The organism is Cnuella takakiae, from assembly GCF_001953305.1.
Classification (GTDB): Bacteria; Bacteroidota; Bacteroidia; order Chitinophagales; family Chitinophagaceae; genus Flavisolibacter; species Flavisolibacter takakiae.
The window spans coordinates 2,626,373-2,647,605 of sequence record NZ_MTFE01000010.1 but is presented as its reverse complement, the minus strand read 5'-3'; the positions used below and the strand labels follow the sequence as shown (position 1 = coordinate 2,647,605).

The following is a 21,233-nucleotide window of genomic DNA, read 5'->3' as shown; positions in this document are numbered from 1 at the left end:
AGTGTACTGAAACAAAGGCTAAAGCTCCTGTGTATTTACAAGTGCAAGTCTAAAGGACAGACACTATGGTGCAATGGCATTCTCTCGTTACACAAAGTTTTCCAACTCCAAACCCCTAACCCCAAACACCTAACTCCAAACCAAAAACAAAAAACCTTAAACCTGCTCATCTCATCGCTTTTACCACAAACTCTTTCATCAACTGCATATCCTCCGTGCCCGCATCATTGATACCGATGCTGCGCAGGTTATAGTGGTGACATAAAAGAATGATGCGCTCCACAGCCTGCTGGCTGTAGCGTTGTGCAGTAGCCAGGTAGTCGCGGACAAAAAAGCGGTTCACCCCAAGGGTTGTAGCGATGGTATTTTCATCTTTGGAGGGCGCTGCAAAAACCATCAGCACCTTGCTGAAGAAATTGTAGATGGAAGGCAGGATCAGTTGAATGGGCGCTGCCTTGGGATTGGCTTCGAAATAATTGATGATGCGGATGGCCTTGTACATATCGCGTGCAGCAATGGCCTGTTGCAGTTCAAACACGTTGAACTCCTTACTTACACCAATATATTGCTCGATATCATCCTCCGTAATATTGCGGCGCTCGCCCAGGTTGATGGCCAGTTTGTCGATCTCGTTGCTCAACCGGCTAAGGTCATTGCCGATGTGGTCAATCAGCAGTACAAGCGCTTTATTGTTGATGGTAAAACCCTTGCTCCGCACCATGTTCTGCGTCCAGTCGGGCAGTTCATTATCGTACAACTTTTTAGTGGTGAGCATTCCGCCTTTTTCCTTCAGCAGTTTGGCCAGCTTGGTGCGTCCATCCACCTTTTTGCCTTTGTACGCCACCACCAGTATTGTTGAAGTGAGCGGCTTATCCACATAGGCTTCCAGTTTTTCTATCTGGCGCATTTCTTGTGCTTCTTTCAATATCACCACCTGGTGTTCGGCAAACATGGGGTAACGACGACAAGTATTGATCACCTGTGTCCAGTCGGTGTCCTTGCCGTATAAAACGGTAAGATTGAAACCGGCTTCGCTTTCGGGAAGTATTTCCTGTTCGGCGTATTTTACTACCTGGTCGATGAAAAAGTCTTCTTCCCCCTCAAGCCAATACACCGGTTTAAACGCTTTTTTTTTCAGGTCGCCAATGATCTTTTCCGCCGTCATAATGATTTTAGATATTCAGGATCAACACGTTATCTTTCTGGCACGGTTTTAGAAAGTTGCAGCCACGAAATTAACGGCAAAGCCTAATTTCACACAAAGAACGTAACTAGAACAACAAAAAACGCTACAATGGCCAACACGAATTATCCCTCAGCCTCCACTCCGCAAAATAATGGCAACAACTCGGGCAATACCAGCCGGAACATTCTAATCGGTGTATTGGCCGCCGGCCTATTGGGAACATGGGGTTATTTCCTCTACGACAAGAACAAGTCGGATGAGCAAATCCAGATCACGCAGACCTCTGCCAACACCGCGATGTCGTCCCGCGACTCTGTTCAGTTATTGTACAACGATGCGCTTACCAGACTTGATTCCATCACCGGCAACAACAACAACCTGCAGGGCCAGGTAACAGAACGCAACAGCGATATCAGCCGCCTGCGTGGCGAGATCCGCCGCATTTTGAATGATAAGAATGCTACCGCTGCCGACCTGCGCCGTGCCCGTGGCCTGATCGACGAACTGAATGGCAAGATCGCCAACCTGGAACTGGAAGTGGCCCGCCTCTCCGGTGAAAACCAGGAACTGGCTGCCAACAACCAGCAACTGAGCCAGGAGCGCCAGGTACTGGAAACCAACCTTCAAACCACTACCGCAGAAAAAGATGAACTGGCTACCACTGTTGATGTAGCTTCTACTTTTACTGCCAGCAATATCCAGATCAAACCCGTTAACGAAAAGCGTAACGGTAAAGAAAAAGAAACTGCTACTGCCAAGCGCGTAGACAAGCTAGTTGTTTCTTTTGATGTAGAAAACCGCATTGCCCGTTCCGGCCCCGCCGACCTGTACGTGGTTGTTACAGCCCCCAACGGCCAGGTGATCTCCGATCCTTCAATGGGTAGCGGCATGCTCACCACCCGTGCCGAAGGCGACAAGACCTTTACCTTTAAAACCGCTATCGATTATGAGCAAGGCACCCGCAAAACCGTGCAGGTTCCCCTCCGTCAAAGCGATTTCCAAACAGGTAATTACAAAATTGAAATCTACCAGAACGGTTTCAAAATTGCTGAAGGCATCCGCAGCCTGAAGAAGGGCGGCATCTTCGGATAATATTTGCACAACACATTTTCATTGCCCTAGAAACTCGGAGCCGCTACACCCAGGTGTAGCGGTTTTTTTATGTCCTTTGGCAATGCAAAAAGAATGTAAGGACTGAAGTCAATCATTGAATTGTTGTTGCATTAAAACTCGAATGACGTGCAATGATTAGATACGCATGTTGGATAAATTTATAAGGAGTTCTATATCAAAATTGCTTTTTTACGCAATGGCAATACCAAAGCTTTGCAACAGCAAGCCAAAATGAAAAGCCGGAACCTTTGTTCCGGCTTTTCATTTTGGCCTTAAACTTTTACCATATGATAGAAACAGCTAGCTGCTAAAAGCCAACAGCCAAAAGCTGCTTCCCTATTGCGGCAGCAATACCCGGTCAATTTTGTGTACCACACCATTCACTGCGTTCAGGTCGGCGGTAAGCACGCGAGCTGCGGGTTGGCTGGCGGCAATATTACCCACACCTTCCAGTCGCACCTGGGTAGCCATGGGACCTGTAAAGGTTGTGGTTACCCGCACACCCGGATGAGCAGCTACCGAGCCATTCAGCAGGGTAGGCACAAACTGCGGTCCTGCGGGCAGGTTTACACTAAAAGCCCTGGAACCCAGCAGGTGGTAAGCCACAATTCCACGAACCCTTTGCGCAGGGAAAACCTGCGGAGTATTGAGGGCGCCAATGATGACGGCATCTGGCGTACCTGGAGGAAAAAGTGCCCGGAAAGCATCGTTGGTGGGTGCCAACAAGGTTACATTGGCAACGCCAAAACGCAGCACGGAATCCAGCCTGTTCAAACCAACCTGGCCTGAGTCGGCACGGGTAATGGCAGCACGCAGGATGCTCAGGTCGGCATCGGCACCAATGATCTGGGCAATCAACTGCGCGGGTGGCATAACCACGGCGGCAACTTTATGGATCACGGAACTGCCCGCCAGGATATCGGCTTGTTTAATCGGGATATTATTGGCATAAACACCCCTGGCACTCCGTGCCGGGAAGATAGAATTCTTGATCAGCGGGTTGCCTCCAGGCAGCTGCAAAAGCGTAGGCATTTGCAGGTTGAACTGGGTTACCGGGATTGCGGTTGATGCCAGTGCCTGGGGTACCACATGGTAGCTTAAAATGGCCTGGAGGGTAGCCGGTGGCAGGGCGTTTACAGCTGCCAGCGACAAACCCGATGCGGCAAACGCATCGTTGTCGGGTGCAAAAACCGTATAGCGTACATCACCGGAACCCAGTGCGGTAGCGATGCCGGCACGCTGCACTGCGGCCACCAGGATACTGAAATTGGGATCGGTGCCCAACACCTGCGCAATAGAGCCGTTGGGAACGGAAGGGGTTGGCGGAACAGGAACTTCTTCAAATTCCTTGTTCTTCACGCAAGATTGCAGGGCAAGGGCTGCCATGGCCACCAGGGACCACTGCGCCGTTTTCCTTTTTATAGTAGATAACATAGCTGCAAAGGGAGTTGTGGATTAGAAAATATTGTAACCAAAGCTTACATAGTACAACCCGCCTATTGAGGGGTTACCCGCGCCATTGCGGTAATACTGGTTCAGGATATTGTTGCCCCCTACCTTGAATACGGTTTTACGGTCGGCGAAGCGATAGCTGAACTGTGCATCCAGGGTTTGTACTTCTTCAATCTGGCCGGTGATAAAATCGCTCTCAAAAAGGAAAGCATCCTGCCAGCGGTAAGTAAGGTTAAAGCCCATATTCTTTTGCTTGCCAAATCCGGTATTACCCAGCGACAGGTTGGTGCGGTATTTTGGCGAGTTGAAATAAGCCACAAATCCTGCAGGTACATTGTCCAGTACATCGGAAGAGAAGTTGAAACCTGCGGTGAAGTTGGCGGGCAAACGGTAGTCGAGGCTGATGCCGTAACCATAGGTTGCCACTTTGCCGGTGCTGTTTACAGGCACCGAGTACAGCTGCCAGTTGGCGCGGTTGGCCAGGTCGGCAACATTGCCGGTTTTGGACTGCACCCCAACAGTGCGCACAATGAAATCAGTATAACGTCCCAGGTAGCCATACACATCCACCAGCAGCTTTTCTGCGGCCAGCAAACCTTTATAACCTGCTTCGTAAGAAGTAACCGACTCAGGTTTCAGCGGGTTGAAATTGGCCACTTTGGGTGCCGGCGGGTTGCTGGTCAGGCTTTCCAGTTGGTAAACAGGATTGGTATTGAAACCGTAAAAATTCTTCAGGTCCTGAACACCGCCAATCAGCTTCAGACCGCCGGTTACATCCAGGTTGATCCACTGCTGTTGGGTAGAAGGAAAACGGTAAGCGGTCTGGAACGACAGGCGCAGGTTATTGTTCTTCGCCAGCTTCACCATGGCAGTGGCACGGGGTGTAAACCGGCCTTCAAAGTTCTGGTTCTTGTCGTACCGGCCCGATACAGTCAGCTTTACGCGGTCTTCGAGGATATTGCGTGAAGCCTGTACATATGCCCCTACTTCGTTGATGCCAATGGTGCCGGTACTGTCGGCAAACAGGGTACCGCCAGAGTTCAGCACATAACGCTTGAAATTGGCACCCACCAGGATGTCGGCAAAACTGCGGGTCAGGTGCGAAAGGTTGTACTGGCCTTCAAAGTTGTAGAGGTCGGTTTTATCAACAAACAAACCACCCCCATTGCGGATGGGCACTTTACGGATGCGGTCGAGCAGGGTTTTAAATTCGGGAGTACCTGCAGCAGGACGGCCCACGTCGGCAAGGTTGCGTGCCTGTGCATGTGCGGTAGCATCGTTGGCACCTGCCAGCTTGGCTGCCAGGAAAGCCTGTCCGTACTGCGCATACCAGCCGGTGCTGCCGGTGCTGGGTTTCCAGGCCTCGTTGAGCAGGCGGGTGGTAACGGTGGCGTTATAGCTCTGGCCGGCGTTTTCCTGTGTGGTATAAGCACGCAGGAACCAGTTGGTGTGGTTCAGTTCCAGTTTATACTGGCCGATCTTGAGGTCCTTGAGCGAGTAGCGGTCGCTGCCTGTGTAAACAGTATTACCGGTACCCCAGTAAGCGGCAGCTACCGCTTCCAGGCGCGGGTTGAATTTATAATGCATGGCACCCGACAACTTGAAGTTGATGGTGTTGGGGTTTACCACATCGGCCTCGCGGTAACCTGTACGCGAAACATTGATGGGCTGACCGGAAAGGGTGTTTATATAAGGAGCAAGGAAAGGCGCTTGTTGGCCAATACCCGCCAATACCTGGCGGAGGTCGGCGGTGGTTTCATCGCCATACATATTTACACCGTCGTAGTTGGGATTGTTTTCGCGGGTACTGCCATCAATGTTACCGATGATACCCGTGCGGTTGTAATTGCGGTAATCGGCAGCTACCCAATCCTTAGCCTTAATGAACTCAGTGTTTATTTTATAGGCAAACTTCTGACCTACGGTATTGGCATAACGCAGGTTCCAATTGTAATATGGCGATGGATCACGGTACTTGCCGTCCACGTGCATGATGCCTTGTTTTACCTGGAGCGACAGGCCTTTATAACGGAAAGGGTTCTTGCTGTTGATCAGCAGGGTGCCGTTCATACCACCGGGGCCATAGAGGGCCGATGAAGCGCCGGGCAGCAGCTCCATGCTTTCCACGTCCAGTTCCGTAACGCCAATAATGGAACCCACGGCAAAGTTGAGCCCGGGAGCCTGGTTGTCCATACCATCCATCAGCTGGTTGAAGCGCAGGTTGCCCGAGCCATTGAAGCCACGGGTAGATGGTGTTTTAAACGTGAGGGAAGATGCAGTGAGGTCAACGCCTTTTACGTTGGCCATTACATCATAAAAAGATGCGGCAGGCGCATTGCGGATGGATGCGGCATTTACCCGCTCAACCGTCACAGCCGATTCCATCAGCCGCTCGGGTACCCTTGATGCGGACACCACCACTTCCTGTCCAAGCGAAGAGGCAGGAACAAAATCAATGTTCAACGCAGCTTTTGCATTGCTGACAGTGGATTCCTGTGCATCGAAGCCAACGGAGGAAAACACCAGCACTACAGGCAGGCTGGGAACAGAAAGGCGGAAAACGCCGTTTTCGTTGGTATAGGTACCCTGGCCACCTCCCTTAACCGAGACCGACACGGCGGGTACGGGTTCGCGGGTGCTGCTGTTGCGCACCACGCCATTGAGCGTAATGCCTTGGGCCTGTGCAAACAGGGTAAATAAAAGAGCGGGCACAAGCGCCCATAAGCGTAGTTTTCTCATCATAGAACCAATTTTGGTTTATCGGATACAAAAGGACCCTGCATGCATAACAGTTGGGAAATGCGCCCGGTAATAGCAAGCAAGCTGGAGTATTTAAAGGTAAAATAACGAAAGAGAAAGGGATCACTGAAAATTATTTGTTCAGAAAAGCGTACATATTGCACCTTTGAAACCCAATCACAAACCGTTTTTCATGCCGCAGTTCGAGTTTCCCGACCAAATGGGATTTTATCAGGGTAAGGTGCGCGATGTTTATACCATCGACAACACCCTGCTGGTGATGATCGCCTCCGACCGTATTTCTGCCTTTGATGTGATCCTGCCCCGCCCAATTCCCTACAAAGGCCAGGTGCTCAATGGCGTTGCCGCTTTTATGCTGGAGCATACCCGCGATATCTGCACCAACTGGTTGATCAGCACGCCGGCGCCCAATGCATCCATTGGGTATAAGTGTGTTCCCTATAAAGTGGAAGTGGTGGTACGCGGCAACCTCTGCGGACATGCCTGGCGCACCTACAGCAGCGGAGAACGCACCTTATGCGGCGTAACCATGCCCGAAGGACTAAAGGAAAACGACTTCTTCCCCGCTCCCATCATCACGCCTACCACCAAGGCCAGTGAGGGTCATGATGAAGATATTTCTGTTCCTGAAATCATCCGCCAGGACCTGGTTACCGAAGCCGAATGGCAGGAAATATCCACCATTGCCCTGCAGCTTTTTGCCCGCGGCAATGAGCTGGCCCGCCAACAGGGACTGATCCTTGCCGATACCAAGTACGAGTTTGGCAAACGCAATGGGCAGATCGTACTGATGGATGAAATCCATACTCCGGACTCTTCCAGGTACTTTTATGCCGATGGCTTTGAAGCAAGGCAGGCATCGGGTGAAAAACAAAAGCAACTGAGTAAAGAGTTTGTCCGCGAATGGCTGATTGACAACAATTTCATGGGCAAGGAAGGACAGCATGTTCCTGAAATGACCGACGAATGGATCAACACCATCTCCGAACGGTATATTGAATTATTTGAAAAAGTAACCGGCACCCAGTTTCAAAAGCAGCCGCTGGATGAGGAAGAAACCTATGGCCGTATTGTGGATGCATTGCAGGAAATCAGGAAGCATTGACCGGTGAAGAACAGGATTTTTAAAGGATTAAAATAAAAGCGCCTCTTGGGGCGCTTTTATTTTAATCCTTTAAACAATTGGATAAAACAGTACAGTCATTCCAGCTATTGTCCCTCTTCGGCAAAATATCCGAAAACGACTGGATAAAAATCCCCCAAACTGAAAGGCGCCTATACGGCGCCTTTGTCTATTTCGTTCAGCCTTGGTCTGAGCCGGCTTTTGCTTTTATTAAAAACATTGCGGTCTTTGACCACGCCTTTTCGCAATTGTTCCTGTTCTGCTTCCGGCAGGTGAATCACTTCCTGACATGCTGTGCTGCAGCAGCCTTCATATTTTGTTTTGCATTCCTCGCACTGGATGAAGAGCAGGTGACAACCTTCGTTCACACAGTTCACATGCGTATCGGCGGGCTTGCCGCACTGGTGGCAATGGGCAATGATTTCGTCGGATATACGCTCACCCAATCGGTCGTCGAATACAAAGTTCTTACCCTTGAACTTATTGGGCAGCCCCTTTGCTTTTACATTATTGGCATAATGGATAATGCCACCCTCCAGGTGGTATACCTTCTTAAAGCCCTGGTGGAGCATATAGGCACTGGCCTTTTCGCAGCGGATACCGCCCGTGCAATACATAATAATGTTCTTGTCCTTGGCATGCTGCATCATATCTGCAGCCATGGGCAATTGATCGCGGAAGGTATCGGAAGGAATTTCAATGGCATTTTGAAAATGGCCCACTTCAAACTCGTAGTGGTTGCGCATATCGATGACAATAGTATCCGGGTCATCGGTCAACTGGTTGAACTCCTCGGCATTTACATATTTGCCGCGGTTGGCCATATCAAAGCCGGGGTCTTCAATGCCATCGGCAACGATTTTGTCCCGCACTTTTATTTTTAAGATCCAGAATGATTTGCCGTCATCATCAACAGCTACATTGAGCCGGAGGCCATGTAATGCCTCAATGGAATAGAGGTAGGCTTTAAGGGCTTCAAAATTGGAAGCCGGTACGCTGATCTGGGCATTGATGCCTTCCTGGGCTACGTAAATGCGGCCAAACACTTTGAGTGCATCGAGGGCTGCATACAGCTCATCGCGGAAAGCCCTGGGATCGGCAATGGGAAAATACTGGTAGAAAGAAATGGTAGTACGCGCTTCTGTTTCAGCGTACAAACGTTTTTTCATCTCCTCGTTGGAGACACGGTTGTGTAAAAATGCCATGGGTTAAATTTTAAGTACTGCTCGTAGGGCAGACAAAATTTGACACACCAGGCAGGTTTTATATACCAGCCTGGTGTGTTGCGCCCCCGGTAAACCTTATAGGTTTTAAAAACCTTCAAGGTTTAAGGGAAACAGCGCCGCAAAGATAACCCATGGCATGTTGCTGAAATGCTAAGCTGACAAAGATCAGATGGTGCCTGTAAGAATCAGTACCAAGCCAATGATGGCCAGCACCAGGGCTGCCACAGGGGCAGCAAACAAGAGCGCCAGGATAGCAATACCCAGGAGGATATAAATGATGGTTTGTCTTTCGGAAAGTTCATCCTTGCGGAAAACCGAACGAACCTTTTGCTTCACCACCATCCAGGTGGCTTTGCGCTGCAGCTTACGCAATTGCTTGCGGCCTTTGGTGCCCGCATAGGCAGCCAGCATCATGGCGCTGAGCAAGGCAGCGGCTTCGGTATTGTTATTAGACTGGGGTACTACAGGAGCGGGCTGCTGCACGGGTTGCAGCGATGTCGAACTAAGGGCCATAATCTTGGGTTTGGTTCAGAGGTTGCGGCAAAGGTATTGGGATTTGGGATTGCGGATTTTAGATTTCGGAAGTAACCTGTACAAAGCAGTTTCTGGTAGGCTATCCCAACTTAATGCCTGGTGCTAAAAGCCAAAACTCACCTGGCCGGCTGGCGCAAAGAGGCACCACTCATTGCGGCAAAGCCACCAACCAATCCACCTACCAGAGCACTCACCAGCACCAGTAGCACCGAAGAGCCGCCAAGGGGCAGGAGTTGCGCTATTTTATGCGACAGCAGGCTGCCGTTCTTTATATCTATCCATGCGGCAACAAAGCTCCACATCAGGAACACCCCCAAAAAACCGGAAAGAAAGGCCGGCAGCAGGCGTTGGGGCAATAAGGCTGCGACAGCAAAAGCGATAACGGCCAACACCCACCAGGGCAACAATAAGCCGGCGAAATAGGCCAGTAATCCCGTAAGTAGGGTAGCTAGTAAAAAGCGCATAAATCAAATGTGTTGAAAGGTAAGGGTCCATTTCACGCGGGGATGATCCCGGTCTGCTTTCTTCATAACCCACAGACGGTAGTACTTGCCAGCAGCCCAGGTATCTACCAGGTTGTCGTAAAAACGGCTGCCGGGATTACCACTCTGGCCTCCGGGGTACACACCATAAGCTTCCGTTTCGGGCGACAGGTGTACAATCATCCGCCAACTGGGGCCATGGGTGGCACTTTGGGCATTGAGCGCCGTTTTCCAGCCGCCGGTTTTTAATCCTGTTCTGGCAAATGGCGTAACAGCGGTGCGCAACAGGTGGTAAATGGAGGTATTCTTTTCTTTCCACCATTCCATGCCATCATCGCCTGCCTGCAACCGGGCTGCGGCATTCCGCAGTGCTGCTGTTACCTGAAACTGCAGGGATTCGCGTTGCGGCGTGTTGATATTATCTACATATCCAAAAGCAGAATCGCGGAGCAGGCGCTCCAGCAGGGTCTGGTCGTCGGGGAAGCTCTTGATTTGTTTGATCCTGGCAAATTCATCGCTCCACACCAGGGTATCCAGTTCGCTCCACCAGGCTTTGAAAATGGTAGGTGATTCGGATTCTGGTTCGGCAACGAAATTCCACTGGCTGACTTCGGTAAGCAACCTCCGCTCAGTGGCGTTCAGCCGGGCAGCATCGGCGTAGCGTACCAGTAAAGGAACAGCCATGGCAGCAAAATAGTCGTGGTTGCTGTTTTGCAAACGCATCATGTCTTTTACGCTTACCTTTTTCAACTGTGCCAGCTGCGAGTCGATGGACACGCTGCGCGGCACAAAGTAGTCGCCGGGTATAAAGTAAGGATAAGCTGAATCTACAGGGCGCTGGTTGGCGCTTTGGATATAACCCGACTTAGGGTTGATGACATGCGGGTTCTCCCTTGATGGAATATAGGCCTGCCACAGGTAGCTGCTGTCTTCGCCGGGCATAACATACAGCCCCTGCCCTTTCCACAAAGCAGGAAAACGTCCCTGCTGCCAGATGGCAATACCACCCGACTTGGCAGCAAACAACATATTCTGGGCGGGACAGGCATAGGTCTTAATGGCATTGCGGTAATCGGTATAGTTTTTTGCCTTATCGAGCTTGATAAAGGTTTGCAGGTCGTTGGAAGGTTCATGCGCCATCCACCTGAAAGCAAGGCCTGTATTGTCAGCCACTGGAATATCGTCCGATGCAAAGCTTTGATCGTATAGCACCGGTCCAAATATCGTATAGGCCACCGTGTCCGAAATGGTAGCACTGCCACGAACGGCTATTTGCTCTACCCTTAGCCTGGTGGGTTCCCATTTGCCATTAAACCAATATGCATCCTTTTTGCCATCGCGGAAACGCACTTTGTAGTATTCACCCACATCACGGCCTGCATTGGTGAAGCCAAAAGCAATGCTGTCGTTGAAACCAATAGCAATAGAAGGTGTGCCGGGGAAGCTAACCCCGTAAACATTCATCTCGGGGGTATGGAGCTGCATTTCGTACCAGATGGAAGGAAAGCTCAATCCAAGATGCGGGTCGTTGGCAAGCATGGGATGACCGGACGCAGACCTGGAACTATCCACCGCCCAGTTGTTGCTGCCGTTGAGGCGGGTCATGCTTTGCGGCACCTTGGCGTTTATAGCCGTATCGCGTTGAAAGTAGAGCGAATCGGCGGTGGCAGGCTTGCGCACCTTTACGCCGGCAGTGTCAAACCTGGTGCCTTTGGGAACGATGGGATGTGATGAATCGGATAATTGCGGGTAAAGAATGCCTATGGCGTTTTCACCAAAGATGGATTTTACATTGCTGAACTCGATGTCGCGTACATAATTGCGCCCTGCAAGGTCATTGCTCATCAGCTTTAAAAAGATGGCCGATTTCAGGTTGGACCAACGTTCGGGTTGATAATCCAGCAGTTTGTATTCAATGGGCAGGCTGCTCTCGGTAAGGGTTTCGATATAGGCGTTTACCCCCGCCGTGTAGGCATCCATAACCTCCCTGGTCATGGGGTCTTTTTCCGACTCGGCAAGCGATGCTTCAGCCGCATATACCATACCCATGCGGCGTTGGTCGCGGTCGTACCGCAGGTAGCGCGGGTCATTTCCCAGCACTTCCGAAATACGGCCCGCTGCTGCGCGGGTTTGGAAATCCATTTGCCACAAGCGGAACCGGGCATGCAGGTAGCCCTGCACGAAGAAAGCATCGCGGTCCACCTCGGCAAAAACATGGGGGACCAGGCGGCTGTCGAAATGCACGTCCACCCTGCCCTGTAGTTTGGCATTGCCAACAGAGCCGGAAAAGCTGTGGTCAGCCGCTTCGGCATTTTGCCAAAAGCCCTGTTGCGGACTGAGGAAGCGACCCAGCGGGGGAATGCCGCCCCACTTATTATTGGCGCCAATCACCAAGGCGATGGTAATGGTTGTGGAAACAAGAAATGGCAGTATGCGCATAAATGATATCTACCAGCAGCCTTATGCCTGGCAACCGGAACGGTTATAAGTTGATTGAATGGTTTATAGGGCACTAACCCGGAAGCCAATTAAAAGGCGACGGTTGCTGCCGTCGCCGAAAGTATAAAATTTACCACAACAGTTTAGGACTATTCAGTAAGCCTGCATCCCTGAACGGGCAGGTTAATCGTTTTTGCCCACCAGCATGGGCACAAAGGAAAAGCGATCATAAGCTTCTTCCACCACCGAGCCATCGGCTTGTTTGATTAACCGCTTCATGATCTGGTACTCGCCGGCATCAACAGGAATAACCATAATGCCTCCGGGCTTCATCTGGTCAATCAGTTTTTGCGGCACAAATGGTGCAGCCGCCGTGATGATCACCCGGTCGAAGGGACCATAGGTGGGCAGGCCTTCAAAGCCATCGCCATAGAAGAATTTGATGTTGGGATACTTACGCAGGTAGGCAAATTTTTTATTCTGGTCAAACAGCTTTTTCTGCCTTTCAATGGTAAACACCTGTACGCCCATTTCGGCCAGCACCGAAGCCTGGTAAACGCTGCCGGTACCAATTTCCAACACTTTCTGAAAAGGTTTTACCTCCAGCAGCTGCGTTTGGTAGGCAACGGTATAAGGCTGTGAGATGGTTTGTCCTTCGCCAATGGGGAAAGCCCGATCCTCGTAAGCCACATCTTCAAAGGCAGATTCCAGGAAATAATGACGGGGAATATTTTCGATGGCAGCCAGCACCTTTTCATCGGTGATACCTTTAGCACGGATGGTTTCAACCAGTTTTCGTCGTAGCCCTTTGTGGCGGTAGCTGTCTTCGTACTTCCTCATGGTGCAAAGATAGCCTGCGGGCAGGGTTGCGCCATTTTATATATGGCCCAAACGATCAAAAACAAGGTGGGAAAAAAGGCCTCAACCCCGCCATACTGCCGGGCTTGAGGGGTTGTGGAAAAAAACTGGATCGCACGGAAACCGGTTTGAACACACACTTCACAGGTTTTAGAAACCCGTGCGGTGAAGCCGATATTAAAATCTTGTATGGCATAATAGTTTTTACCTTGTACCTGCATGAATACCGCACACCTTGTACTGCTCTTCGGCTGGATCCTGTTTTGCGCCCTGCATAGCCTGCTGGCAAGTATCAGGTGGAAGGGCATGATGCAACGACTCATGGGCAGGCAGTTCCGGCTGTACCGGTTGTATTATACCCTTTTTGCTTTCCTGACCCTTGGCATCCTGGTGTGGTACCACCTTATAATTGATTCTCCCCTTGTTTTTGGGCCCACCTGGTGGACCCGCTCACTGGGTATACTGGTAGGTATTGGTGGCATGGTGGTGATGGCCATTTGCATACGCAAATATTTCATGCACCTGAGCGGCCTCAAAAGCCTGTACCTGAACGATGAACAGGCGGCCAACCAACTCCAGATCAGCGGCATTCACCGTTATGTGCGCCACCCGTTGTACTCCGGTACCTTTCTTGCCATTTGGGGTGGATGGCTCTACTACCCTGTTGTTGCCCTCCTGATTGCCAATAGCGTCATTACCATTTACACCCTATTGGCAATTGAGTGGGAAGAGCAAAAGCTAATCAGGGAATTTGGCGACAGCTATATCCAGTACCGTAAACAAGTGCCGAAGTTGATACCGAACCCCCTGTCCCCCTGAAAGGGGAACTTGGGCCGGAGGGGCTGCTTTATTGTAGAAAGATTTAGTTCAACATGCATAAATTAATAACGCCCTTCTATAGCAGAGGGGCGTTATCTTTAAAGTAAATAAATGACCTAAGTTCCCCCTTCATGGGGACAGGGGGTTAAAGTGCCAGGTCGCTGATAATGGTCTGGATCTTAGCCTTCAGTTCGCTTTGAACTTTTTCAAACTCCTCAACCGATGATAAAGGAGCATTCACGCTGAAATAAAACTTGATCTTGGGTTCGGTACCGCTTGGGCGGGCACTCACCTTGGTACCATCAGCGGTTTCAAATTGTAACACATTGCTCTTGGGCAGTTCAATGGGCGACTGCTGTCCGCTCTGCAGGTCAGTACGTACCCGCTTTTCGTAATCCAGCAGGGTGGCAACAGGGCTGCCTGCAAGGGTTTGCGGCGGGTTGTTGCGGAAGCGCTCCATCATATCGGCAATCTGCTGCTGGCCGTCGCGGCCTTTCTTGGTGATGGAAATAAGGTGCTCGAGGAAAAAGCCGTAATCAACATACAGCTGGAGCAACTTCTGGAACAGGCTGCGGCCATGGGCTTTTTCATAAGCAGCCATTTCGCAAAGGATGGCAACAGCGCTGATGGCGTCCTTGTCGCGCAGCTCCTTGCCGATCATCAGGCCATAGCTTTCTTCTCCACCGATCACATAGTTTTCGGCCGCTTCTTTTTCCTTGATCAACTCCGCGATCCACTTAAAGCCGGTGAGTACATTGTAACATTTAACGCCATTGCGCTCGGCAAACACATCGATCATGTTGGTGGTCACGATGGTTTTCACCACCATGTCGTTGGGTTGCTGCAGGCCTTTTTCCTTGCGGCTTTCAATGAGGTAGTTGAATGCCAGCACAGCGGTCTGGTTGCCATTCAGGAGTACCCATTTGCCTTCATTATCTTTCACACCAATACCTACGCGGTCGCTGTCGGGGTCGGTACCCAGCAGGATGTCGGCATCCAGAGCTTCAGCCTTTTTCAGGCCAATGCTCATGGCTTCGCTTTCTTCGGGGTTGGGGTAAACCACGGTAGGGAAATTACCATTGGGCTCGCTTTGCTCTTCAACAATGGAAACATTGGTAAAGCCGTAAGCTTTCAGCACCTGTGGCACCAGTTTGATACCGGTACCATGAATAGGTGTATAAACGATCTTGAGGTCTTTTTGCTGCGCGATTACATCGGGGTTCACGCTCAGCCCTTTTACCATCTGGATATAAGCCTCATCCAGCTCTTTGCCCACGATGGTGATATTGGCTTCACCGCCGGTAAACTTCACTTCATCTACCGAAGCAATTTTCTCCACTTCGGCAATCACGTTTTTATCATGTGGGGGCACCAGCTGGCCACCATCGTTGAAGTATGCTTTATAACCGTTATATTCTTTGGGGTTGTGCGAAGCAGTACATACCACACCGCCCTGGCAACCCAGGTGACGGATGGTAAAAGACAATTCCGGTGTGGGGCGCATGTCTTCAAAAAGAAACACCTTGATGCCGTTGGCGGCAAAAACATTGGCAGTGGTTTCGGCAAAGAAGCGGCTGTTGTTGCGGCTGTCGTGTGCAATGGCCACTTTGATCTCGCCTTCACCAAAGGTTTGGCGCAGGTAGTTGGCAAAGCCCTGGGTAGCCATACCCACCGTGTATTTATTCATCCGGTTGGTGCCAATGCCCATCAGGCCACGCAGGCCACCGGTGCCAAATTCCAGGTTGCGGTAAAATGCATCAGCCAAGTCATCGGGGTTTTCCGACTGCTGCTTGCGGATGCCTGCCTTCACTTCTTCGTCATAATTGCCATTCAGCCAGGTATCTACTCTTTGTTGTATTGCTGCGTCCATCAAATAATAATTTTTTGGTGCGTAAGGTGAAAAGTTTTGCAAGTGTACATAAAAAGGCGCAGCAAGGTACATTTGGGTTCATGAAAACATGGTGTACCCTATGCTGGCTGCTACTGCTTGCCCCCTATTGCCAGGGACAGGATAGCTTGCATGCACCGGCACCAACAACAGGTGTACCACATCAGCTGAGCCAGGGCACCAAACGGCCCCTGCAGGTTGCCTGCGGCATATCACTGGCTTATGGCGCCAGCCTTTTTGCCCTGAACAAAGCATGGTACCAGCAATATGCCCGAACCGGTTTTCACTTGTTTAATGATGGCCGCGAATGGCTGCAGATGGACAAGCTCGGTCATGGCTGGTCGGCGTACCAACTGGCAAGGGCCAATACCCCTATGTGGCGGTGGGCCGGTTTGGAGGAAAAACAATCCTTATTGGCTGCGGGCGCAGGGAGCCTGGTCTATCTTACCGGGATTGAGTGGATGGATGCCCATTCTGAAAAATGGGGCTGGAGCTGGGCAGATATGGCAGCCAATACCGCAGGAACTTTATTGTTTGCGGGGCAAGAGCTGGCATGGAAAGAACAGCGCATTCAGTTCAAATTCTCGGTTATGCCCAGGCGGTACCCTGCCGATTTGGAGGTAAGGGCGAGGCAGTTGTTCGGGACAAATTTTGCAGAAAGGGCCTTAAAAGATTACAACACCCAAACCTATTGGCTCTGCGTAAACCTGAAATCATTCCTGGAGCAAAGCCGGCTGCCTTCCTGGCTCAACCTTGCAATGGGTTATGGTGCCAGTGGAATGTATGGCGGCTTCCGCAACGAAGCTTTTGATAAGAATGGTAACTGCACCTTTCACCGCCCCGACATCCAAAGGTCAAGACAGTGGTACCTTGCTCCTGATATCGATTTCACCCGAATCAAAACTGGCCGGAAAGCAGTGCGTACCCTTTTGTTTGCACTCAATTGCCTGAAGCTGCCAACACCAGGGTTGAATTTGGAAGGAGGGAAACTGAAGGGCGGATTCTTTTGATCATTGGTTTTGATGGGAACGCGGATTTGACGGATGGAACAGATAATAACAGATGGTTGTTTAGAATAAACCAGTCTGGCTACTTAAGAAAAAATCAAAATCCGCTTCTATCCGTCCCATCCGTTCTATGCGTGTTCCCATCAGTGTCCGAATAAGAACAACTTATTAAAACATATAATCTCCTACCTAAGCTCCCCCTTTGGGAAGGACAGGGGGTTAATGCAACCAAGCCCCCGTGATCTCCGCACCTGCCGTTTCCACCGAGATATGCTCCTGCAGGGTGGTGGAAAGCGATAAGCCTACAAAGTCCGAGGTAACGGGAAAAACCTTGTGGCTCCGTTCCACCAGCACCAGGGTCTGGATCTTTTTGGGTTGGTATTGCAAAAAAGGCTTTACCGCGTACAGCAGGGTGCGGCCGCTATTGGCCACATCATCCACGATCAGGATGTTTTTACCCGAAAAATCCATGTGCGGCGTAACGGAAACTTCCAGGGGCTGCAGCTTATCGAGGTGGAGCTCCACCACCGAAATACTGATGGCCAGCAGTTGCCTCAACTCAGCTATCAGCTGGCGGGCCACCACCATTCCATTGCCGTTCACACCGGCCACCACCAGCTCGGGTTCCCCGGTATTGTTTTCGGCTACTTCAATAGCCATGCGGCGCAGGCGGCGCCCAACATCAGATTGCGACAGTATTTGATTGCGAACAGCAGTATGTGCGGACATGTACAATTATTGGGTTGTGAAAGCGCCGGGGGTAGTGATTGTGGAACGAAAAAGGGTCTTACCAAAATAGGCTGCACAATAACCTGCCTCACCATTTTTTAGCAACAGCTTTACCACAAACTCTTATCTGCCAACGGCAAACTCTTTTTCCTGACTTAACTTAGCGCAAATCTAATCCGGGAACATGGAGCTTGTGCAACAAATTTTATTTCTGGTACTAGCGGCTGCTGCCATTTTCATTTTTGCCAAAAAAGTAAAGGCCATTCGCCGCAATATTAACCTGGGACGCGAAGAGGACATCAAGCCCCATCCCGACCGGTGGCGCAACGTATTGCTGATGGCCTTTGGCCAAAAGCGGATGTTTGACAAACCCCTTGTGGCCCTGATGCACTTTATCCTGTATGCAGGCTTTATCATCATCAACATCGAGGTACTGGAAATTGTACTGGATGGCCTGCTGGGTACCCACCGCCTGTTTGCCGGGGTGTTGGGTGGCTTCTATGCTTTTGTAATTAATTTTTTTGAGATACTGGCAGTACTGGTACTGGTTACCTGTGTGGCTTTCCTGGCCCGCCGGAACATCCTGAAAGTGCGCCGCCTGAACATGGCCGAACTGAATGGCTGGCCCCGTAGCGATGCCAATATCATCCTCACTTTTGAAATTGTGCTGATGTCGCTGTTCCTGTTGATGAATGGTGCCGACAGGGCTTTGCAATTGCAGGGGTATGGCCATTACGCCGAAGTACAAACGAATTTCTGGATTTCGGGTTTGCTTGCACCGGCATTGCAAGGACTGCCTTCGGGTGCATTAGTAGGCATTGAACGCATTGCCTGGTGGCTGCACATTGTGGGCATTTTCGCCTTTCTCAATTACCTGCCATATTCAAAACACCTGCACATCATCCTGGCCTTTCCCAACACCTACTATGCGAAGGTGGAGCCACAGGCCGAGATGACCAATATGCCCGAAATACAGCGGGAAGTGCTGTATGCCATGGAGCCCGACAAGATTCCGGCAGAAGCCGCCGAAGCACCCAAGAAGTTTGGCGCCAAGGACGTTACCGACCTGAGCTGGAAAAACCTGCTCGACGCCTACACCTGTACCGAATGCGGCCGTTGTACCGAAGCCTGTCCTGCCAACCAGACTGGAAAAAAACTCTCCCCCCGCAAGATCATGATGGACACCCGCGACCGGGTGGAAGAACTGGGTGCCACCATGGACGGCAACAGCGGTTCTGCGCCTGAAGGCGGCAAAAACCTGCTCCACGATTATATCACCACCGAAGAACTTTGGGCCTGTACCTCCTGCCAGGCCTGTGTGCAGGCCTGTCCCGTACTGATCAACCCGCTGAGCATCATCAACCAGATGAAGCGCTACCTGGCCCTGGAAGAAAGCAACCAGCCCGGCGAGTGGAACGGCATGTACAGCAACGTGGAAAACAACTTTGCCCCCTGGAAATTTGCTCCTGACGACCGCGACCGCTGGGCCGAAGAACTGATGAGCAAGGAGGAATAATTGGGTATTAGGTAATGGGAATTAACGATTAGTGGTTGGTAAATGTTTTCTCAAATACACGCATCTAACAATAAAAAAGAGCGCCTGGGATAAAACCTTTGGCGCTCTTTTTTCTTTAGCTTAAATAGTTTGTTTACCAATACCCAATACCCCAATCACCAATCACCCAATCACCCAATCTTTTCCCATGCTCCTCCCCCTTGGCCGCTCCGGATTACAGGTTAGCCGTATTGCATTCGGCTGTATGTCTTTAAAAGGCAATACGGAAGATAATATAGCGCTGCTGCAAGAGGCATTTGAAAAAGGCATTAACCTGTTTGATACTGCCGACCTCTACGAACAGGGTGCCAACGAAGAACTGGTGGGCAAGGCTTTCCGCGAAAAGCGGGGCGAAGTAGTTATTGCCACAAAAGTGGGCAACCAGTGGCGACCCGATGGAAGCGGCTGGGACTGGAACCCCAAAAAAGCTTATATCCTCGAGGCTGCGGAAGCAAGCCTGCGCCGTTTGCAAACCGACTACATCGACCTTTACCAGTTGCATGGCGGCACCATCGACGACCCCACGGACGAAACCATTGAAGCTTTTGAACTGCTGAAACAGCAGGGCAAGATCAGGGCCTATGGCATTTCCTCTATCCGGCCCAACGTGGTGCGCCGTTGGGTGGGCCATGTCGGCATCGACAGCCTGATGGTTCAGTACAGCTTGCTGGACCGACGCCCTGAAGAAGATATTTTGGATCTGGCCTATTCGGGAAATATCGGGGTGTTGGTGCGAGGCGCCCTTGCACAGGGATTGCTTCTGGGCAAACCGCCCAAGCCTTACCTCGAATATGGGGAACTGGTTGTGGACAGGGCGGCACAGGAAATGGCGGCTGTCGGCACCGGTTCCCGAACCTTAACCGGCACGGCCCTCCAGTTTGTTTTTAAACACCCGGCAGTTACCTCCGCCGTGGTGGGCATACGTACCCCGCAGCAGTTACAGGAAGCGCTGGCAGCCCTGGAGGAACCGCCGCTGGACCAGGAAAGCTATAGCCGCCTGCGGGGTGTGGCACCCGGTCTTACCTACCAGCAACACCGGTAAGCCCCGACCTAGAAGCCGAACTGATGGTCCACAGCTAACAGGTTGTGAATACCTGTTAGCTGTGGACAGAACCGTTGGAAAGCAGGCAGCATCCCCTTGGCACAATAGCTGATGGTAGTAATAAAAATTACCCTCATGGCTCAAGACAAAAAACAAGATGACGGACTGGGTGAACCAGGAGAAATCCGCGAATACGACCGCACCGAAGGCCCCGACACCATACGGGGTGATGAACTTAATCCCAACCGGGAATCGGACACCACGCCTATTTATGTAAACGGCGATATCACCTTGCAAACTGCGGAAGAATCGGAACGCGATGACCAGACCGACCCCACAAAAGATGATACTATGCAGGCTTCCAACGACGATATCAACCAACCCATCCCGCCGCGGATGGCTGGTGATAGTAACCAGGGAGTAGGCGACCGCAGTGTGGATGATGATGATACTGCTGAATAGGATTTTCATTTTAATAGCCAGGCAATTTACGGCGGTTGTACAGCGCAGTTCTTTTAAGTATTAAACTGGGTTGCTCCTCTTTGAAACCTTTCTACATCTTGCACATCACCGGTTGTGTTTTGGTATGATTTGTGGCCCAATGCTATTGAACCACAAAACTTTTAACCATGACGATGAAAGGATCACGCAGCATGAATAACATGCAGAATAAACAAATGGCAGGACACCGTCCACGACCCGAAACCCGCGACGACCTGGATAGCCGTAAAAACGAAGAGCAGGACAGTAAAGGTGATGATGTAACGCACAACAAGAAAGAAACAAAGACCGGCAACCTGAAAAAGAAAGGCCGCCAGCCAGACCGGAACAGCGAGTAAAATAAAAAGCCTTACAGCAAGGATACGGGTGCTCAGATTGGGGTAAACCACAAGGGTTCCTTGATTTGAGCACCTGTTTTTTATGGTAATTGGTGATTAGAAATAAGGTTACTTATGCCATATTTATTACCGGAATGAACCTGTATTTTCTTTTTACCACAATAGCTACCTGGCTAATTAG

Annotated in this window: 19 protein-coding genes; 8 read left to right on the top strand and 11 right to left on the bottom strand. The window is 50.8% G+C overall.

What is annotated here, in order from left to right; translation table 11 throughout:
- Window positions 1-166 precede the first annotated feature (166 nt).
- Window positions 167-1,165, bottom strand: coding sequence for a DNA polymerase III subunit delta (gene holA / locus BUE76_RS11540; protein WP_073046419.1), 999 nt, complete (start codon window positions 1,163-1,165; stop codon window positions 167-169).
- Window positions 1,166-1,294: 129 nt separating this feature from the next.
- Between holA and BUE76_RS11535 the strand changes: the two genes are divergently transcribed.
- A complete protein-coding gene (locus BUE76_RS11535; RefSeq protein WP_073046417.1) occupies window positions 1,295-2,278 on the top strand; it encodes a hypothetical protein in 984 nt (327 codons plus the stop codon).
- A 357-nt stretch (window positions 2,279-2,635) separates the two neighbouring features.
- Here BUE76_RS11535 and BUE76_RS11530 read toward each other — a convergent pair whose 3' ends face one another.
- Both BUE76_RS11530 and BUE76_RS11525 read right to left on the bottom strand, forming a co-directional pair.
- Window positions 2,636-3,733, bottom strand: coding sequence for a fasciclin domain-containing protein (locus BUE76_RS11530; RefSeq protein ID WP_083596653.1), 1,098 nt, complete (start codon window positions 3,731-3,733; stop codon window positions 2,636-2,638).
- A 21-nt stretch (window positions 3,734-3,754) separates the two neighbouring features.
- Complete coding sequence (locus BUE76_RS11525; protein ID WP_083596652.1) at window positions 3,755-6,493, bottom strand: TonB-dependent receptor; 2,739 nt, start codon at window positions 6,491-6,493, stop codon at window positions 3,755-3,757.
- A gap of 190 nt (window positions 6,494-6,683) precedes the next feature.
- On the opposite strand from BUE76_RS11525, the gene BUE76_RS11520 reads away from it, so the two are divergent.
- Window positions 6,684-7,616, top strand: coding sequence for a phosphoribosylaminoimidazolesuccinocarboxamide synthase (locus BUE76_RS11520; RefSeq protein ID WP_073046412.1), 933 nt, complete (start codon window positions 6,684-6,686; stop codon window positions 7,614-7,616).
- Between the two features lie 170 nt (window positions 7,617-7,786).
- On the opposite strand, the gene trhO is transcribed toward BUE76_RS11520, so the two are convergent.
- From trhO to BUE76_RS11490, 6 genes are all read right to left on the bottom strand, one after another.
- A complete protein-coding gene (trhO, locus tag BUE76_RS11515) occupies window positions 7,787-8,839 on the bottom strand; it encodes an oxygen-dependent tRNA uridine(34) hydroxylase TrhO (protein WP_073046409.1) in 1,053 nt (350 codons plus the stop codon).
- 186 nt (window positions 8,840-9,025) lie between these two features.
- Window positions 9,026-9,373, bottom strand: a complete 348-nt coding sequence (locus BUE76_RS11510; protein WP_073046406.1) for a hypothetical protein — start codon at window positions 9,371-9,373, stop codon at window positions 9,026-9,028.
- 137 nt (window positions 9,374-9,510) lie between these two features.
- On the bottom strand, window positions 9,511-9,858 hold the full coding sequence (locus tag BUE76_RS11505) for a hypothetical protein (RefSeq protein ID WP_073046403.1): 348 nt from the start codon (window positions 9,856-9,858) through the stop codon (window positions 9,511-9,513).
- Window positions 9,859-9,861: 3 nt separating this feature from the next.
- Window positions 9,862-12,315 (bottom strand): penicillin acylase family protein, encoded by a 2,454-nt coding sequence (locus BUE76_RS11500; RefSeq protein WP_073046400.1) that lies wholly within the window; start codon window positions 12,313-12,315, stop codon window positions 9,862-9,864.
- 183 nt (window positions 12,316-12,498) lie between these two features.
- Window positions 12,499-13,155 (bottom strand): protein-L-isoaspartate(D-aspartate) O-methyltransferase, encoded by a 657-nt coding sequence (locus BUE76_RS11495; RefSeq protein ID WP_073046399.1) that lies wholly within the window; start codon window positions 13,153-13,155, stop codon window positions 12,499-12,501.
- Window positions 13,152-13,394 carry a hypothetical protein gene (locus tag BUE76_RS11490; RefSeq protein WP_073046396.1) on the bottom strand — a complete coding sequence of 81 codons (243 nt, stop codon included), beginning with the start codon at window positions 13,392-13,394 and terminating at the stop codon, window positions 13,152-13,154. Before BUE76_RS11490 ends, BUE76_RS11495 begins: the two co-directional genes overlap by 4 nt.
- On the opposite strand from BUE76_RS11490, the gene BUE76_RS11485 reads away from it, so the two are divergent.
- The gene (locus BUE76_RS11485; RefSeq protein WP_073046393.1) at window positions 13,393-13,992 is read left to right on the top strand and encodes a methyltransferase family protein; all 600 of its coding nucleotides are present in this window, start codon (window positions 13,393-13,395) and stop codon (window positions 13,990-13,992) included. The genes BUE76_RS11490 and BUE76_RS11485 overlap by 2 nt on opposite strands.
- A gap of 145 nt (window positions 13,993-14,137) precedes the next feature.
- Here the strand turns inward: BUE76_RS11485 and BUE76_RS11480 are convergent, their stop codons facing one another.
- On the bottom strand, window positions 14,138-15,862 hold the full coding sequence (locus tag BUE76_RS11480; protein ID WP_073046390.1) for a phospho-sugar mutase: 1,725 nt from the start codon (window positions 15,860-15,862) through the stop codon (window positions 14,138-14,140).
- 80 nt (window positions 15,863-15,942) lie between these two features.
- Here BUE76_RS11480 and BUE76_RS11475 point away from each other — a divergent pair, with 80 nt between their 5' ends.
- Complete coding sequence (locus BUE76_RS11475) at window positions 15,943-16,890, top strand: DUF2279 domain-containing protein (RefSeq protein WP_158069959.1); 948 nt, start codon at window positions 15,943-15,945, stop codon at window positions 16,888-16,890.
- A 216-nt stretch (window positions 16,891-17,106) separates the two neighbouring features.
- On the opposite strand, the gene BUE76_RS11470 is transcribed toward BUE76_RS11475, so the two are convergent.
- Window positions 17,107-17,616 carry a phosphoribosyltransferase family protein gene (locus tag BUE76_RS11470; RefSeq protein WP_073046387.1) on the bottom strand — a complete coding sequence of 170 codons (510 nt, stop codon included), beginning with the start codon at window positions 17,614-17,616 and terminating at the stop codon, window positions 17,107-17,109.
- 184 nt (window positions 17,617-17,800) lie between these two features.
- Here BUE76_RS11470 and BUE76_RS11465 point away from each other — a divergent pair, with 184 nt between their 5' ends.
- The 4 genes from BUE76_RS11465 (at window position 17,801) to BUE76_RS11450 (ending at window position 21,052) form a co-directional block, all read left to right on the top strand.
- Window positions 17,801-19,132, top strand: coding sequence for a 4Fe-4S dicluster domain-containing protein (locus BUE76_RS11465; protein ID WP_073046384.1), 1,332 nt, complete (start codon window positions 17,801-17,803; stop codon window positions 19,130-19,132).
- Between the two features lie 187 nt (window positions 19,133-19,319).
- Window positions 19,320-20,213, top strand: coding sequence for an aldo/keto reductase (locus BUE76_RS11460; protein WP_073046381.1), 894 nt, complete (start codon window positions 19,320-19,322; stop codon window positions 20,211-20,213).
- A gap of 135 nt (window positions 20,214-20,348) precedes the next feature.
- Window positions 20,349-20,675, top strand: a complete 327-nt coding sequence (locus BUE76_RS11455) for a hypothetical protein (protein ID WP_143157419.1) — start codon at window positions 20,349-20,351, stop codon at window positions 20,673-20,675.
- A 167-nt stretch (window positions 20,676-20,842) separates the two neighbouring features.
- On the top strand, window positions 20,843-21,052 hold the full coding sequence (locus BUE76_RS11450; protein ID WP_143157418.1) for a hypothetical protein: 210 nt from the start codon (window positions 20,843-20,845) through the stop codon (window positions 21,050-21,052).
- Window positions 21,053-21,233 lie beyond the last annotated feature (181 nt).

Excerpts from the sequence above, each read along its gene's own strand:
- holA (WP_073046419.1), bottom strand. The coding sequence starts at position 1,165 with ATGACGGCGGAAAAGATCATTGGCGACCTGAAAAAAAAAGCGTTTAAA.
- BUE76_RS11535 (WP_073046417.1), top strand. The coding sequence starts at position 1,295 with ATGGCCAACACGAATTATCCCTCAGCCTCCACTCCGCAAAATAATGGC.
- BUE76_RS11530 (WP_083596653.1), bottom strand. The coding sequence starts at position 3,733 with ATGTTATCTACTATAAAAAGGAAAACGGCGCAGTGGTCCCTGGTGGCC.
- BUE76_RS11525 (WP_083596652.1), bottom strand. The coding sequence starts at position 6,493 with ATGATGAGAAAACTACGCTTATGGGCGCTTGTGCCCGCTCTTTTATTT.
- BUE76_RS11520 (WP_073046412.1), top strand. The coding sequence starts at position 6,684 with ATGCCGCAGTTCGAGTTTCCCGACCAAATGGGATTTTATCAGGGTAAG.
- trhO (WP_073046409.1), bottom strand. The coding sequence starts at position 8,839 with ATGGCATTTTTACACAACCGTGTCTCCAACGAGGAGATGAAAAAACGT.
- BUE76_RS11510 (WP_073046406.1), bottom strand. The coding sequence starts at position 9,373 with ATGGCCCTTAGTTCGACATCGCTGCAACCCGTGCAGCAGCCCGCTCCT.
- BUE76_RS11505 (WP_073046403.1), bottom strand. The coding sequence starts at position 9,858 with ATGCGCTTTTTACTAGCTACCCTACTTACGGGATTACTGGCCTATTTC.
- BUE76_RS11500 (WP_073046400.1), bottom strand. The coding sequence starts at position 12,315 with ATGCGCATACTGCCATTTCTTGTTTCCACAACCATTACCATCGCCTTG.
- BUE76_RS11495 (WP_073046399.1), bottom strand. The coding sequence starts at position 13,155 with ATGAGGAAGTACGAAGACAGCTACCGCCACAAAGGGCTACGACGAAAA.
- BUE76_RS11485 (WP_073046393.1), top strand. The coding sequence starts at position 13,393 with ATGAATACCGCACACCTTGTACTGCTCTTCGGCTGGATCCTGTTTTGC.
- BUE76_RS11490 (WP_073046396.1), bottom strand. The coding sequence starts at position 13,394 with ATGCAGGTACAAGGTAAAAACTATTATGCCATACAAGATTTTAATATC.
- BUE76_RS11480 (WP_073046390.1), bottom strand. The coding sequence starts at position 15,862 with ATGGACGCAGCAATACAACAAAGAGTAGATACCTGGCTGAATGGCAAT.
- BUE76_RS11475 (WP_158069959.1), top strand. The coding sequence starts at position 15,943 with ATGAAAACATGGTGTACCCTATGCTGGCTGCTACTGCTTGCCCCCTAT.
- BUE76_RS11470 (WP_073046387.1), bottom strand. The coding sequence starts at position 17,616 with ATGTCCGCACATACTGCTGTTCGCAATCAAATACTGTCGCAATCTGAT.
- BUE76_RS11465 (WP_073046384.1), top strand. The coding sequence starts at position 17,801 with ATGGAGCTTGTGCAACAAATTTTATTTCTGGTACTAGCGGCTGCTGCC.
- BUE76_RS11460 (WP_073046381.1), top strand. The coding sequence starts at position 19,320 with ATGCTCCTCCCCCTTGGCCGCTCCGGATTACAGGTTAGCCGTATTGCA.
- BUE76_RS11455 (WP_143157419.1), top strand. The coding sequence starts at position 20,349 with ATGGCTCAAGACAAAAAACAAGATGACGGACTGGGTGAACCAGGAGAA.
- BUE76_RS11450 (WP_143157418.1), top strand. The coding sequence starts at position 20,843 with ATGACGATGAAAGGATCACGCAGCATGAATAACATGCAGAATAAACAA.